Source organism: Bradyrhizobium sp. SZCCHNGR1005, from assembly GCF_032489995.1.
Lineage (GTDB): Bacteria > Pseudomonadota > Alphaproteobacteria > Rhizobiales > Xanthobacteraceae > Bradyrhizobium.
Map to the genome: position 1 here is coordinate 164,473 of NZ_JAUEZC010000005.1, position 13,547 is coordinate 178,019.

Consider the following 13,547-nt stretch of genomic DNA (forward strand, 5'->3'; position numbering starts at 1 on the left):
CAAATAAAGAACAATTATACCTTTCGGCCCGGCGAATTCAATGCCCGATCAGCCGGCCGGCCCGAACGCAAAGACCTCGCCATCATAGCCGGCGTCCCGGGGGATGCGCAGTTGGCGACCGCCATCGGCGGTCTTGGTCATGACCGGCATCACGGTGACGATGTTCATCTCCCGCGCCGCCGCCAGCGCGGCTGCGACACCGGCTTGCTGGCCGAGCCTGATCAGGTTGCGCGTGGTCGGGAATGGCAGCTTGAAGCGGCCATCCTCGCCGCCGGCCAATGCCTCACGCGGAGAGAGCCAGATCGAGTCGGTAGATTCCTTGCCGTCATGGGCACCGAGTTGATCCGGTGGCGCCGCGGCCAGGAAGAACCAGGTATCGAACCGCTTGGGCATGCCTTCCGGCGTGATCCAATGCGCATAGGGCACGAGGGCATCGAGCGCGAGCACGATGCCGTTGCTGCTGATCACATCGAGAAAGCTCGTCTTGCCTTCGCAGAGCGCCGCGCGATGGCCCGCCTCGATCTCGCGCGCCCGTTCCGCATCGATCAGCGTGGCCGCGCCTTGCGGTCGCGCGAGCAGGATGCCGCTCTCCTCGAAGGTCTCGCGGATGCCGGCGATGCGGAAGCCGAGCGTGTCCGCATCCAGGCCCTCGCCGCCCGAATAGAACTCGGGTCGCGCCGCGACCGCCTGGTCCGCCTTGTCGACGCTGCCGCCGGGAAACACCAACGCACCCGAGTTGAACTCGATCTGATGGTGACGCACCATCATGAACACCTCGATCTCGCCCGCTTCGGCGCTGTCGCGCAGCAGGAGCACCGTCGAGGCGGAACGGATCGCGGCGGGTTCAGTCATCGCTTTACTCCGCAGCGCTGGCTTGCGGTTGCAGATTGGCCCGGCGGTCGTGGCGCGCCACGCGCGAGAGCAGATAGTCCACCTCGGCCTTTGCAGCAGCGCTGATGCCGGATGCCGGCTTGCGCTGCGCGGCAGAAGCGATCGCGCCGCGCTTTTGCAGCACATATTTGCGCACCGCGAGGCCCGCGCCCGGCTGCTGCTCGTAGCGGACCAACGGCAGATGCGCGTCGAACAGATCATGTGCGGCGTCGCGCTTGCCCGCCTTGGACAACTTCACCACGTCGACCAGCATCTCCGGGAAGGCATAGCCGGTCATCGCGCCGTCGGCGCCCCGCTCCATCTCGAAATCCAGGAACAGCCCGCCATTGCCGCAGAGGATCGAGAGCGGCTTGAGCGAGCCATCCTTCTGGAAGCCGCGCAGCGCCGAGATCTTCTCCAGGCCCGGCCAGTCCTCATGCTTGAGCATCACGCAGGACGGACTATCCATCACGATCTTCCGGATCACCGCCGGCGTGAACACGACACTGAGCGTCAGTGGATAGTCCTGCAGCACCCAGGGAACGTCCTCGCCAATCGTCTCCTGCGCCTGCTTGAAATAGCCGGTGATCTGGTCGTCGGTGCGGAGGCTGGGCGGCGGCGCAATCATCACGCCTGCCGCCCCGGCATCCATCGTGGCCCTCGCCAGCGCGCGCATGGTAGCAAATCCGGGTGAGGACACGCCGACGATGATCTGCATATTTTTGGCCCGCTTGACGAAGCGGATCGCGACCTCCGCCGCCTCGGCCGCATCCAGCTTCGGCGCCTCGCCCATGATCCCGAGCACCGTGATGCCGTCGCAGCCGGCCTCCGCGTAGAAATCCACCAGGCGGTCGATCGAGGCGTGGTCGATCCGGCCGTCATCATGGAACGGCGTCGGCGCGATCGCGAAGGTGCCCTTGGCATCGGCGGTGAGTTTCATCGGGAGCCTCTTTGTCAGCGTGTCATTCCGGGGCGCCTCGATTAGAGGCGAACCCGGAATCTCGAGGTTCCGGGTCCGGTCCTTCGGACCGTCCCGGAACGACGTATAACCTAGAACCGCCGCGCGGACTTCCTGATGTCCGCTTCGGAAAAGAATATCTCGTCTGCGTGGGCGGCAATATCCTCGGCCTTCCAGCCGGCGAACGGCGGCTTCCAGCCCTCCATCTCCATCATCCGCATCTCTCGGACGCCGCGCGGGCCGGAGACGCCGAGCACCTTGCCGGTCTGATCGCCCGAGAGGTCGCTGACCATGTAAAGCACGGCCGGCGCGATGCCCTCAGGACCAAGCGCCGCGGAGGGATTCTCCCTGTAGCGCGGCAGGTCCTCGGTCATCCGGGTCAGCGCGCCCGGCGCCAAGGTCCACACCCGGATGTTGTATTTGCGGCCCTCGATCGCGAGCACATTGGAAAGGCCCCAGATGCCGCCCTTGGCCGCGCCGTAGTTGGATTGGCCGAAATTACCGATCAGGCCCGAGGTGGATGACGTGTTGACGATCACCCCGCCGCCGTTCTCGCGCATCCAGCGGAACACCGGAAGCGTGCAGCAGAACGTGCCCTTGAGGTGCACCTGGATCACCTTGTCCCAATCGGCTTCGTTCGCCTTGGCGAAGGTCTGGTCGCGGAGGATGCCGGCGTTGTTAACCAGGATGTCGGCACGGCCGAAATGCCGGATCGCATCGTCGAACACGGATTGCCCGCCCGCCATGGTCGAGATGTCGGCGCCGTTCGCGACCGCCCGTCCGCCTTCGGCCTCGATCGCGGCCACCACCTTCTCCGCCATCGACAGGTCCGAGCCGGAGCCGTCGCGCGGACCACCGAGATCGTTGACGACCACAGCGGCGCCCTCGCGCGCGAACAGTTTCGCATAGGCTTCGCCCAGGCCACCGCCTGCGCCCGTGATCAGCGCCACCTTGCCGTCGAGCAATCCCATGGTGCGTCTCCTTACCCTTGTTGTCATTCCGGGGCATCGCGAAGCGATGAGCCCGGAATCCATACTCAGGATCGTAGTTATGGATTCCGAGCTCGCGCGTTTCACGCGCGCCCCGGAATGACGGCCCCAATCACTTCAACATCGTCTTGCCGTTCTTGATTACCGTGACACCCCGGGCCTTCACCCTCGCCTCGAATGAAATGACATTACCGTCCTTCCAGAGATCGACCGTGACGGTCTCGCCGGGAAAGACAGGCGAAGAGAACCGCGCCGCGTGCTGCTTGAACGCGACCGGATCGTAGTCGGCATAGGTCTGCAGCACGGCACGGCACGTGATGCCGTAAGTGCACATGCCGTGCAGGATCGGCCGCGGGAAACCGGCGCGCCGCGCAAACTCGGGATCGGAATGCAGCGGATTGCGGTCGCCGCAGAGGCGGTAGACCAGCGCCTGATCGGGCCGCGTGGAGATGTCGACGCTGAGATCCGGCGCGCGGGCCGGCACCGGATGCGGATCGGGGATGCCGCCGGACGGGCCGCCGAAGCCGCCGTCACCGCGCGCAAAGCGCGAAGCCACCAGTGTCGCCAAAGCCACGCCGCTCTCGTCGCGCAGGACGGTCTGGTGACGGATGACGGCGCCCTTGTCCTTGCCTTTGTCAGAGACCGCCAGCACCGAAGAGTCCGCGGTGATCTTCGCTGCGACCGCCAACGGCTTGTGGAAGGTGATGTCGCGCTCCCCGTCGACCACCAGCACGCGATTCAGATTCATCTCGCCGGGGCCGGCGCCCCAGGCGGCGACGGAGGCGAAAGTCGGCACCACCTTCAGCGGCCGAGGCTCCGCGCAGGCCTCATTGACGAACGCCAGCTCCCTCTCGTCCATCGGGTCGGCGCCCATGCCGATGCCGTAGGCATAGAGCATCACCTCGCGATCGCTGTAGGCATATGTCTGGCCGATGTTCTTCAGGGCCATCAGCTCATCATAGTTGATCGGCATCTTGTCAGTTACCTCCCGAAGTCATTCTTTGGCTTCGTAGGGTGGGCAAAGCGAAGCGTGCCCACCGACTTCATCATGTTGGAACGGTGGGCACGGCGCGCCACGCCTTTGCCCACCCTACGACCACGACGCTACTCGCGGCTCCGTCATTGCGAAGAGCGAAGCAACGAAGCAATCCAGATGTCCTGCTTGGCCGCAGGATTGCTTCGCTTCGCTCGCAATGGCGGTACGGGCCCGCATGTTTCCCTCACGCACTACACCGGCGTGAAGAACGGCAGCGGGGCGCCGTCGGTCGGCCTGAACACCACCTTCACCTTCTGGCCGATCTTCAAACCATCGAAATCGCAATCGACGAAATTGGTCTGCAGCGACGGGCCTTCCTTCAGCGTCACGTAGCCGATCGCATAAGGACCGGTCGGGGACTTCCGCATGATCGAGAAGGTGTAGATCACCCCCTCGCCCGAGCTCTGCTCCCACACGGTCTGGTCCGAGAAGCAGAACGGGCAGATCGAGCGCGGAAAATAATGCGCCTCGCCGCATGCCGTGCAGCGCTTGATCATGAACCTGCCCTCGGCCGCAGCGTCCCAGAACGCCTTTGTTTCGGGATTGGTGACGGGGGCCGGATATTTCTTCGCTTCAGACATCACACGCGCTCCAGAATGCAGGTCGAGGCGGCGTGGCGGACGCCGAGCAGGCCGCCGGTGCCGTGGGCAATGGCGAGATCGCAGTTCGGCACCTGCACCTTCGGATGGGCTTCGCCGCGCAGCTGACGCACAGCCTCGATCACCTTGGTCATGCCGCCGCGGTTGACCGGATGGTTGCTGCAGAGGCCGCCGCCATCGGTGTTGAACGGCAGCTTGCCGACGCCCGAGATGAGATTGCCGTCGGCGACGAACTTGCCGCCCTCGCCCTTCTTGCAGAACCCGAGGTCCTCGAGCTGCATCAACACGGTGATGGTGAAGCTGTCATAGATCGAGGCGTATTTGATGTCCTTGGGCGTCACGCCCGCCTCCTCGAAGGCGCGCGGGCCGGACCAGACGCCGGCGGAATAAGTGAGATCGAGATCCTTGCCGCCGCGCGGGCCCTTCATCGCCTCGCCGTGGCCGATCAGTCGCACCAACGGCTTCTTCAGGCTTCTTGCGATCTCGGGAGACGTCACGATCAGCGCGCCGCCGCCATCGGTCACCACGCAGCAATCCATCCGGTGCAGCGGATCGGAGATCATGGGGGAGTTCAGGACGTCCTCGACCGTGACGACCTCCTTCAGCATCGCATGCGGATTGTACTGCGCGTGATGCGAGGCCGCGACCTTGATCCAGGCGAGCTGCTCGCTTGTGGTGCCGTAGTCGTGCATGTGCCGCATGGCGCACATGCCGTAAGCGTTGTGCGTCGTGGCACCATAGGCCATCTCGAAATCGGCCTCGGCGCCGGCGGCGCGCGGCGGCATCGGACCGGTGCGCGGCTTGCCCGCCAGCGTAATGAGCGCGACCGAGCACTTGCCGGCGGCGATCGCCTCGGCCGCATGGCCGACATGGATCAGATAGGAGCAGCCGCCGGTCTCGGTGGAGTCGACGTGGCGCAGCCTCTTGGTGTCGAGGCCGAGATAGTCGACCATCGGCCACAGCCCGCCCGGCGCGTCGCCGGCGCAGAAATAGCCGTCCACGTCCTGGACACTGAGCCCGGCATCCTCGATCGCGCCTTTGGCGACTTCCGCATGCAGCTGTGCGGTGGATTTGTCAGGTGCATGCCGGGTCGGATGCTCATAGATCCCGGCGATGTAGGCCTTGCCCTTGATGGTCAATACTCTCTCCGCTTGGCGTTTCGTCCCTTGTGGTTGGAGATTTTTTGGACCGTTAGATAGAGCTTGGCAAGCGGTGAAAATATTCCGCGCGGTGGAGATGGCGATACGCGACGTCTGACACACCGGTGCACTTCTTTGGCTGTCATTCGGGGGCGCGCGGAACGCGCGAGCCCGGAATGACAGCGTGTGAATCGGACGATCTCGCAACACACGGCGCCGCGCTCCCGCGGCAGATACTGCCCGGGTCATGCTGATCTCGCTCACCCTTGAAAAATCGAAGGGCGCAGGGAAGGCCAGGCGTCGGCTGACGCCTGCGGCCCGCCTGCTAAAAAAGATGCAGGCGGCAGGTACCACAGGTGCAGCCGAGAACGCCCGGCCTTCCCTGCGCGATGGTTTTCACGCTTATACGCAGTCTCCCTGGTGCGCCGGGCTTTCTGGCCACCATAGCCCGTGCAATGCGGAGCATTGTCACGCGCGTGATACCAGCGTCGGGGTATCAGGACCCTGCGACTTCACGTCCGCATGTTGCCGTTCGTCCGCGCATCCAAAGATGCGCTGCGGCTTCATCGCGGCCATCGCCTCCCCGCCTCGCGTGTCGTGACGATCGCGCGCAACGCCCCTCCGTGGTGAGGCGGGATGCGCACATCAAAACACAATTTCTGATTTTCGTAAAGCGAAATCTTGCAGCCCGTTGTGCCCGACGGGCAGTGCGCGCACGGCAAATATGCACCTGCCCTTCCGAACTATTGAGCGTACAAGCCGAACCTCGCGTTGAGCACTCCGGCCACCGTCATTCCGGGGCGACACGAAGTGTCGAGCCCGAAATGACGGAGTGTTGCCCTACTCCGCCGCCATCTGCCGCGGCGCGGGCGGCGGGCTGGCGAGGTCGGCGGCGAGCTGGGCGTAGCGAAGCTTCGCCTCCTGCACCGCCTTCTCCTTCACCGGGCCGTAGCCGCGGATGCGATCGGGCAGCGACAACAGCTCCACCGCGATCTCGACATTGGCCGGCGACAATAGGTTCAGCACCGTCGCTACGTCCTTCTCGTAGCCGGCGATCAGGTTGCGCTCCATCTTGCGCTCGGCCGCATAGCCGAAGATGTCGAGCGGCGTGCCGCGCAGTCCCTTCAGCTTGGCAAGCAGCCGGAACATTTTCATCATGCCCGGGCCGAAGCTGCGCTTCTTCGGCCGGCCCAGCGCATCGACGCCGGAGTTCAGGATCGGCGGCGCCAAATTGAAGCTGATCTTGTAGTCGCCTTCGAACGCGTCATGGAGCTGCTTCTCGAAAGTGCCGTCGGAGAACAGCCGCGCCACCTCGTACTCGTCCTTGTAGGCGAGCAGCTTGGCATAGTTGACGGCCACCGCCCGCGGCAGCGCCTCGCCGTAGCCGCCCTTGTCGGCGGCCTCGCGGACCTGATCGACCAGTTTGCGGTAGCGCTTGGCGAGCCGCGCGTTCTGGTAGTCGGTCAGGAATGCGGTGCGATGCGCGATGATCTCGTCGAGCGTCATCGCCTCCAGCGGCTTCGGCGCGGCGACCTCGTCATGTCCCGTCATCATCGCGTCGAGACGCGCGGGATCGACCACGGCAAGACGGCCGAGCCGGAACGCCTCGGTGTTCATCTTGATCGCGACGCCGTTGATCTCGATCGCCTTCTCGATCGCTTCGGCCGAGAGCGGCAACAGCCCCTTCTGATAGGCGTACCCCATCATCATCATGTTGGTGGCGATGGCGTCGCCAAGCAGTGCTTCGGCGGGATGGGTGAAATCGAGGAAGCTGGAGTCCTTGCGCAGCGCGGTCTCCAGGATGCTGGTCACCTTGCGGTTCTGGAAGTTGTAGTCGCGGTTGAGCACGAAATCCGCCGTCGGGATCACGTGGCTGTTGATCACACCGCAAGTGCGTGACGAATCGCACAGCGTGATCGTCTCCTTGGAGCCGGCCACGACCTCATCGGCGGCAATCACGAGATCCGCGGTGCCGGTGACGATGCGCGAGCAGGTCACATCAGCGGTGTGCTCGGAGAGACGGACATGGCTCAGCACCGCGCCGCCCTTCTGCGCCAGGCCCGACATGTCCAGGATCATCGAGGCCTTGCCCTCGATATGGGCGGCCATGCCAAGCAGCGCGCCGATCGTCAAGACACCCGTACCGCCGACGCCGCCGACCGCGACATTGTACGGGCGATCGAGCGACGGCTTGGTCGCGGGCTCCGGCAGCGCGCCGATCTCGCCGAGCTCGGCCGGCGCGCGGCTGCGCGGCTTGCCGCCGTCGATGGTGACGAAGGACGGGCAGAAGCCCTTCACGCAGGAATAGTCCTTGTTGCAGGAGGACTGGTTGATGACGCGCTTGCGGCCGAGCTCGGTTTCCAGCGGCTCGACCGAGATGCAGTTCGACTGCACCGAGCAGTCGCCGCAGCCTTCGCAGACCGCGGGATTGATGAAGATGCGGCGCTGCGGGTCCTCCATCGTGCCGCGCTTGCGGCGGCGGCGCTTCTCGGCGGCGCAGGTCTGCACGAAGACGATGGCGGACGCGCCCTTGGTCTCGCGCAGGGTCTTCATCACGTGATCGAGCTCGTCGCGGTGGGCGGTCTTCACGCCGGGGGCGATCGTCTCCGGCGCATAGGCGTCGGGATTTTCCGAGACCAGGTAGATCTCGCGGATGCCCTCGGCATGGAGCTGGAAGGTGATCTGCTGCGGCGACAGGTCGCCGTCATGGCGCTGGCCGCCGGTCATCGCGACCGCGTCGTTGTAGAGGATCTTGTAGGTGATGTTGGCCTTGGAGGCGATCGCCTGGCGGATCGCGAGGCTGCCCGAGTGGAAGTAGGTGCCGTCGCCGAGATTGGCGAAGATGTGCTTCTCCTCGGTGAACGGCGCGATGCCGACCCACGGCACGCCCTCGCCGCCCATATGGGTGAAGGTCTCGGTGTTGCGGTTCATCCACAGCGACATGAAGTGGCAGCCGATGCCGGCCATGGCGCGGCTGCCTTCGGGCACCTTGGTCGAGGTGTTGTGCGGACAGCCGGAGCAGAAATACGGCGTGCGCGCCACCGGCGAGGTCAGCTGCATCTGCGAGGCCTCGCGGCCGTTGAACCAGTCGGCTTTCGCGCGCAGCATCTGCGCGATCTCGGGATTGAGGTCTAGCCGCAGCAGGCGCTCCGTGAGCGAGCTCGCCAGCGAGGCCACGCTCAGCTCGGCGGCGAAGGGCAGGAAGCGCTTGTCGTGGTCGTCCATCTTGCCGATGATGCGCGGGCGGACGTCGTCGCGCCAGTTGAACAGCTCCTGCTTGACCTGGTTCTCGACGATCTCGCGCCGCTCCTCGACGATGAAGATCTCCTCGAGCCCCACCGCGAACTGCCTGACACCTTCCGGCTCCAGCGGCCAGGGCATGCCGATCTTGTAGAGCCTTAGGCCGATCTTGGCGGCGACCTCCTCGGTGATGCCGAGCTCGCGCAGCGCCTGGCGGACATCCTCATAGCTCTTGCCGGACGCCATGATGCCGTAGCGTGCGTTCGGCGAATCCATCGTGACGCGATTGACCTTGTTGGCGCGGGCGAAGGCGATCGCGGCGAAGCCCTTGTAGTCCTGCAGCCGGCGATCCTGCTCGAAGCGGTCGTCGGGCCAGCGCAGGTTCAATCCGCCCGGCGGCATTTCGAAATCGGTCGGGATGACGAACGGCGTCATCTCGTCATTGAGATTGATCTCGGCCGTGGTCTCCACCGTCTCGGTGATCACCTTCATGCCGACCCAGCAGCCGGAATAGCGCGACATCGCAATCCCAAGCAGGCCCATCTCGATCATCTCGTGGATCGAGGACGGATAGAGATAGGGCATCAAAGCGGAGATGAAGGCGTGGTCCGATTGATGCGGCACGGTGGAGGATTTGGCGCCGTGGTCGTCGCCGGCCAGACACAGCACGCCGCCGTTCTTGGCCGAGCCCGCCGCGTTGCCGTGGCGGAAGACATCGCCGCAGCGGTCGACGCCGGGGCCCTTGCCGTACCAGATGCCGACCACGCCGTCGTATTTTCCGCCCGGCGACAGATGCAGCTGCTGCGAGCCCCAGATCGCGGTCGCCGCCAGATCCTCGTTCACGCCGGGCTGGAACTTGATGTTGTACTGCTCGAGATGCTTGCGTGCCGAGAACAGCTGCTGGTCGTAGCCGCCGAGCGGCGAGCCGCGATAGCCGGAGATAAAGCCCGCAGTCTTGAGGCCCGCGGCGCGGTCACGCCGGATCTGGGCCATCGGCAGCCGCACCAGGGCCTGGATGCCGGTCAGGAAGATATGGCCGGTGTCAGCGGTGTATTTCTGATCGAGATTGATTGCGCTCTCGTTGAGTCCCATTCCGCCCTCTTGCCGTCCTTCAGCCTGTCGCGCCGGCAGCTCCTCGCTTCAATCGAGGCGGTGCGCCCGCGCGCATCTGTATACTTATGTAGTCTATGTCGGCTTTCCCGCCGCGCGCACCAGAAATATCGATGCATTTGTAATGGTGTAGCAAATCGCAATTTCATGGCGAAAGCTGCGCACGCCGTTGCGGTTTCTGTCGGGAAGCCCGGGTCCCACGAAACGGCGTGACGCTCGCTTTCATGGCGCGCTGCGCTATAACGTAGGATGAAGGTTGTCAGGGCATGAAGAGCTGAGCGGGGCATGCGGGCGATTCTGCTGGGTCTATTATTGTGCACCGCATCAGCGGCCCATGCCGATCCCGCCGAGGAGATCGCCCGCGGCGAGATGCTCGCCACCATCGGTGACTGCGGCGGTTGCCACACCACCGATTCCGCCAGGCCCTTTGCCGGCGGCAAGCGGATCGAGACACCGTTCGGCACGATCACCGCGCCCAACCTCACCTCCGATCGGGACACCGGCATCGGAGCCTGGAGCGACGACGATTTCCGGCGCGCGCTGCGCGAGGGCGTGGCGCCGAACGGAGCACGCTATTATCCCGTCTTCCCCTACCCGCATTTCACCAAGCTGGTCCGCAACGACATCCTGGCGATCAGGAGCTATCTGGCCTCGCTACCCGCGGTGAGCAACAAGGTAGCCAGCCCCGAGCTGCGCTTTCCCTATGGCTACCGGCCGCTGCTGCGGCTGTGGAATTACGTCTTCCTCAAGCCTGGCCTGTTCGAGCCCGATCAGGGCAAGAGCGCCGAGTGGAATCGCGGCGGCTACCTGGTCGAAGGGCTCGGCCATTGCGGCGCCTGCCACACACCCAAGAACCTGTTCGGCGCCGAGAAGCGCCGTGCAGCCTATCGCGGCAACCGCGTCGCCGGCTGGTTCGCGCCGCGCCTGGACAACGCGCCGCGCAGCGGATTGAAGCGCTGGAGCGTCGACGATATCGTCGACTACCTCAAGACCGGCCGCAATGCGAAGAGCCATGCGGCCGGACCGATGGCGGAGGTGATCGCGCGTTCGACGTCCAAGATGGAGGCCGCCGACCTGCGCGCGATCGCGGTCTACCTCAAGGAGCTGCCGGCCGGCTCGTCTGAAGCGACGATCTCCCCGCCCTCGGATGCCACGATGATCGCGGGACAGACCGTCTACGCGCGTGCCTGTATCAGCTGCCACCAGGCGGACGGCACCGGCGCTCCAGGCGTCACGCCGCCACTCCCCGGCAATGCGCTGCTGCAATCCGGCGACCCGCTCAGCACGCTCCGCGTCGTCCTCGACGGCACCCAAAATGCAGTCATGACGCGCGCGCCGAACGCACCGCCGATGCCGGCTTATGCGCGGGAGCTCACCGACCAGCAGATCGCGGACGTCGCGACCTACATCCGCAATGCCTGGGGCAACGCCGCGCCGACCGTGAGCGCCGACGACGTCCGGCGCATACGGCCCTGATCGCTCGGTTCAGCTCCGCTCCTCGCCGGTGAAGACGAATTTCGGCATATTCCATTTGTAGCGGATCGCAAGCAGCCGGAAGCTCAGACCGAAGATGAAGGTCATGATGGTCCACAGCTCACCGCCGGCATTCAGCGCAAAGCCGGTGGCGTAGACGAGCCCCGTCAACAGCGAGACGCTGGCGTAGAGCTCGGCGCGGAACAGCAGCGGCACGTCGTTGCACAGGATGTCGCGCAACACGCCACCCGCGCAGCCGGTGATCATGCCGGCGACGATCACGATGCCGAATGAGACATCCATCTGCCAGGCCACGTCGCAGCCGGCCATCGTGAACACCACGAGCCCGATCGCGTCCAGCACCAGGAAGGCGGTGGTCAACCGATGCACCAAGCGCGCCATCGCGATGGTCACAAACGGCGCGAGCACCGTGAGTGCGAGATAGGACGGCCGCTCGACCCAGACCAGCGGGTAATGGCCGAGCAGCACGTCGCGCAGGGTGCCGCCACCAAGCGCGGTGATCGCGCCGAGCAGGCACACGCCCATCCAGTCCATGCTGCGGCGTCCCGCCGCCAGCGCGGCCGTCATGGCCTGCGCCGCCAGTGCCACCCACGACAGCAGGTGCAGCACGCTGTCCGATGGCGGCAGGTTCCACATCGCAAGCTCCGAAGTCGATTCTTGCCTGGGAACTTAAAGCTGTGGCGGCACCCTGGCCAGGGCGCGGAACCGCCGCAGTTCCGGGAACGGCCAGCGGAGGCGCTGGTTGTCCCGGCACAGAAGAAGAGGAGATGAACATGGCCAACGAACGCTTTCCGAACGATCCGTATCGGCCGGCAATGAGCGATCCTGCAATGACCGACACCGAGTATAACCGCGCGGCCCAGACCGACAGCCAGATGCAGCCGGATCCAGAACTCAGCGAAGGCCGGACTTCGGGAGGAAAGATCGCAGCCTATGCGCTCGGCATCGCGATCCTGCTCGGTGCCGTCTTCTATGGCCTGAGCAACTCGTCGAACCACGACCAGGCCAGCAATCCGCCGCCGACCAAGTCGGCCGCCACCCAGCCGGCTCCGAACAGCCCCGCGCCGAACACTGCGCCCGGCGTGACCACCGGTGCGGCCAGCAACCGGCCCGCGCAGCCGACCCCTTCGCAGCAGCAGGGCGGCTCGGACGTCGATCAGTCGGCGCCGCAGCCGACCGGACAGAACAACAACACGCACTGACGCGCGCTCGCGACAGTGGATGTGAAGACGAAGTTGTGATGACAAGCGCGGCGGTGAGCCTCTCACCGCCGCGCTCTCATATGCAGGCGATTCCTACCCGAACAGCTTGTTCAGCTCGCCGCCGGGATAGCCCGCTGAAAGCTCGGTGAAAGTGCCCTGCTCCGCCATCTCTTTTGCCGCACGCATGAAGCCGGCCCAGGCCACGCGCGCCAGCGAGCCGCCGACGCTGATGCGGCGAACCCCGAGCGCCTCGGCCTCGCGCAGCGACAGGCCGGAGGCGCCGATCAGGAGATTGACCGGCTTCGGCGCCACTGCCTTCACCACCGCCTCGATCTCCTCCCGTGTCTTGATCCCAGGCGCATAAAGGCAATCGGCGCCTGCCTCCGCATAGGCGATCAGCCGATCCGTCACGAGCTTGATGTCGGGCTGGCCCCACAGAAAGGCCTCGCAGCGGCCGGTGAGCAGCACCTCGCCGCCCGCCGCATCGATCGCGCGCCGCGCAGCTTTGATACGTGCGACCGCAAGTTCGCGCGCATAGAGCGGATTGGCCTTGTCACCGGTGGAATCCTCGATCGACAGCCCCGCGATGCCGGTTGCAACGGCGCGCGTCACATTGGCCACGACGCCCTCCGTGTCATGCGCAAAGCCGCCCTCGAAATCGGCGTTGACGGGAATGTCGACGCTCGCAGCGAGCGCGGTCAGATGCGCGAGCACCTCGTCCACGGTGACGTGGTTGTCCGCCTTGCCGATCGACCAGGCAAAGCCGGCGCTGGTCGAGGCGATCGCCTTGAAGCCAAGGCGCTGCAGGGCTTTCGCGCTGCCGACGTCAAACGGATTCGGCAGCACGAAGCAGCCCGCCTCGTGCATCCTGCGAAATGTCGCGCGCTTGTCCGCAGTCGAAACCATCATG

General features: G+C 65.3%; 11 protein-coding genes. 2 read left to right on the forward strand and 9 right to left on the reverse strand.

From position 1 onward, the window contains the following. Positions 1-48: 48 nt before the first annotated feature. From QXZ85_RS22425 to QXZ85_RS22455, 7 genes are all read right to left on the reverse strand, one after another. Complete coding sequence (locus QXZ85_RS22425) at positions 49-852, reverse strand: NUDIX hydrolase (RefSeq protein WP_315705698.1); 804 nt, start codon at positions 850-852, stop codon at positions 49-51. A gap of 4 nt (positions 853-856) precedes the next feature. Next, positions 857-1,810, reverse strand: a complete 954-nt coding sequence (locus QXZ85_RS22430) for a dihydrodipicolinate synthase family protein (protein WP_315705697.1) — start codon at positions 1,808-1,810, stop codon at positions 857-859. A gap of 110 nt (positions 1,811-1,920) precedes the next feature. After that, complete coding sequence (locus QXZ85_RS22435) at positions 1,921-2,799, reverse strand: SDR family oxidoreductase (RefSeq protein WP_315705696.1); 879 nt, start codon at positions 2,797-2,799, stop codon at positions 1,921-1,923. A 130-nt stretch (positions 2,800-2,929) separates the two neighbouring features. Continuing rightward, entirely contained in the window at positions 2,930-3,790 is an 861-nt protein-coding gene (locus QXZ85_RS22440) for a MaoC family dehydratase (RefSeq protein WP_315705695.1), read from the reverse strand. Between the two features lie 254 nt (positions 3,791-4,044). Further along, entirely contained in the window at positions 4,045-4,434 is a 390-nt protein-coding gene (locus QXZ85_RS22445; RefSeq protein ID WP_315705694.1) for a Zn-ribbon domain-containing OB-fold protein, read from the reverse strand. Continuing rightward, the gene (locus QXZ85_RS22450) at positions 4,434-5,591 is read right to left on the reverse strand and encodes a thiolase domain-containing protein (protein WP_316174908.1); all 1,158 of its coding nucleotides are present in this window, start codon (positions 5,589-5,591) and stop codon (positions 4,434-4,436) included. The genes QXZ85_RS22445 and QXZ85_RS22450 overlap by 1 nt, the downstream gene beginning before the upstream one ends. 840 nt (positions 5,592-6,431) lie before the next feature. Next, complete coding sequence (locus QXZ85_RS22455) at positions 6,432-9,923, reverse strand: indolepyruvate ferredoxin oxidoreductase family protein (protein WP_316174906.1); 3,492 nt, start codon at positions 9,921-9,923, stop codon at positions 6,432-6,434. Between the two features lie 303 nt (positions 9,924-10,226). Here QXZ85_RS22455 and QXZ85_RS22460 point away from each other — a divergent pair, with 303 nt between their 5' ends. Next, positions 10,227-11,417, forward strand: a complete 1,191-nt coding sequence (locus QXZ85_RS22460) for a cytochrome c (protein WP_315765039.1) — start codon at positions 10,227-10,229, stop codon at positions 11,415-11,417. A 9-nt stretch (positions 11,418-11,426) separates the two neighbouring features. On the opposite strand, the gene QXZ85_RS22465 is transcribed toward QXZ85_RS22460, so the two are convergent. Continuing rightward, on the reverse strand, positions 11,427-12,071 hold the full coding sequence (locus tag QXZ85_RS22465) for a trimeric intracellular cation channel family protein (protein WP_315705690.1): 645 nt from the start codon (positions 12,069-12,071) through the stop codon (positions 11,427-11,429). 137 nt (positions 12,072-12,208) lie between these two features. On the opposite strand from QXZ85_RS22465, the gene QXZ85_RS22470 reads away from it, so the two are divergent. Then, positions 12,209-12,637: a hypothetical protein gene (locus tag QXZ85_RS22470; protein WP_315743228.1), complete on the forward strand. Its 429-nt coding sequence runs from the start codon at positions 12,209-12,211 to the stop codon at positions 12,635-12,637. A gap of 93 nt (positions 12,638-12,730) precedes the next feature. Here the strand turns inward: QXZ85_RS22470 and QXZ85_RS22475 are convergent, their stop codons facing one another. Next, positions 12,731-13,546, reverse strand: a complete 816-nt coding sequence (locus QXZ85_RS22475) for an isocitrate lyase/phosphoenolpyruvate mutase family protein (protein ID WP_315743229.1) — start codon at positions 13,544-13,546, stop codon at positions 12,731-12,733. Position 13,547: the final 1 nt, after the last annotated feature.